Raw genomic sequence first — 1,622 nt, 5'->3', positions numbered from 1 at the left:
CTTATGGTATAAAGAGGTCTTCTCCATCTCTAACAATTCTTTGGCGCGGGGTTCACTGCTCTTCACAAAGCCATTCTTTTGTTGCTCCCTGTTCATTGCCAGATAATCCCTTATCTCTTTTTCTGTGTCATCATTGCTTTGATTGATTCGGGAGTTGTTCTTAAACAGGAGCTGGTTGGCAGAAACAAGCCTGATTTCAGTGGAGTCAGGGACAGACAAGCCTGCCTTTGCAAGTAACTCTTTATTAATCCTGTCAATGTCCTCTCTTGATAGCACAGCCTGAGGCTCTGCAACTGCATGAGTAACAAACAGAATAAGCAACGCAGTTGGTAACAATTTTCTCATCTTTATCCTTATCGATTTAAAACAAGTCATGCTTCGGTTATGAGCCTCTCTATAAAAAAGCCTGGAGACTAATGAATCAGTGATCCCACCACCCATTGTAAATGCTGCAATCGCCAACAGTGGTCGTATCAAAAGGGACTTTCCCATGACCATAACTTTTCAAATAATGGTATCCTGTCACAACCCATCGGTGATCCCCAAGCGGTGCTTCACCCCAATGAACAGCAGCCTGTCGCCAGGTATAGGCATACCCTGTATCCATCAGGTGACCGCCGCCGTAGATGTTTGTATGTGTGCTGACAACACGCCAATCATAAGGATGGCCAAGCCACCACGTTATCGATTCATTGTTAGAACAATTGGCGCGACTATGGACAGTCGTAGACACTAAGCCGGCACTGACTTCTAATGAGCTAATCAGAAGCAAAAAAAGGAGCAGATTCTTCTTATCATAAAGGTTCAATTTTCTTTGAAGAGTTAACGACAATAAAGTGATACAGCAAATAAAAACCAATGCCAAAAAAATACACCCCTGCCGCTAAAAGTCCTAAATAGGGATCCATCAAACCACCTAAAAAATCAACCCCGCAAAACCGGACTGGACTACGACCGCCCAAAAAAGTGCCTTTATTCTGGTGATTACCTTCTGAGGGAGTGACGTTGATTTCTTTGGAACCTCAGTGCTCCTAGCTTGCATTTTCATAGCTCATGATGTCCATTAAAATTATCATTGTCGCCTTGATTAAACAGCAGAATCTTACTGAAAATTTCAATAGAATTCTATCGTTATAGATTTCTTTTAGAAAATATCTCAATAGAACTTACAGCCAGTGCTGTTTCGATTGCCTGCAGGAATGCTTGTTTCCAGACTGACGCACCAGATAACTAGGTTAAGTTAAATCCGGATCGCAATCCTGCTCCTTCGCGCTAAACAGCCTTTCTGGCATTCGACTGACAGGATTGTTCCCTGAAACATCGATGGATTGTTCAACCAGTTTTTCTTTCAGGAAATCAGCGCGGCTTTTTTCCTGATGTAATGATTTGGCGTAATCCAGCAATAATTTAGCGGCCTGAATATCCTTATCCTGTCGTTTCGACTCCTCGGTGTTGATGTAATCCTCATACAGTTTTTTAGCACTGTCGTAGAATTGACTGCGCACAAACTGATGACGCTTTAGGCGTGAATCAGCGCTTAAATCATTCGATGAAAAAGACGATTCAATCTCCGTTTTTACCCGCGCCACAAAGCGTTTGTCTACCTCCGGTAAATGCTGCCT

At 42.8% G+C, this 1,622-nt stretch carries 4 protein-coding genes; all 4 read right to left on the bottom strand.

Annotation, left to right across the window (positions count from 1 at the left end; genetic code table 11):
* On the bottom strand, positions 1-345 hold a 345-nt coding region (locus BN58_RS27745), incomplete at its 3' end, for a hypothetical protein (protein ID WP_040916851.1).
* A 76-nt stretch (positions 346-421) separates the two neighbouring features.
* Positions 422-808, bottom strand: coding sequence for a hypothetical protein (locus BN58_RS20465; RefSeq protein ID WP_019218442.1), 387 nt, complete (start codon positions 806-808; stop codon positions 422-424).
* On the bottom strand, positions 795-962 hold the full coding sequence (locus BN58_RS31355; RefSeq protein WP_019218441.1) for a hypothetical protein: 168 nt from the start codon (positions 960-962) through the stop codon (positions 795-797). Before BN58_RS31355 ends, BN58_RS20465 begins: the two co-directional genes overlap by 14 nt.
* A gap of 273 nt (positions 963-1,235) precedes the next feature.
* The coding region (locus BN58_RS32140) for a hypothetical protein (protein WP_040916849.1) at positions 1,236-1,622 on the bottom strand (387 nt) is incomplete at its 5' end.

This window comes from Legionella tunisiensis, assembly GCF_000308315.1.
Classification (GTDB): domain Bacteria; phylum Pseudomonadota; class Gammaproteobacteria; order Legionellales; family Legionellaceae; genus Tatlockia; species Tatlockia tunisiensis.
This window is presented reverse-complemented; position numbering and strand designations above follow the sequence as displayed.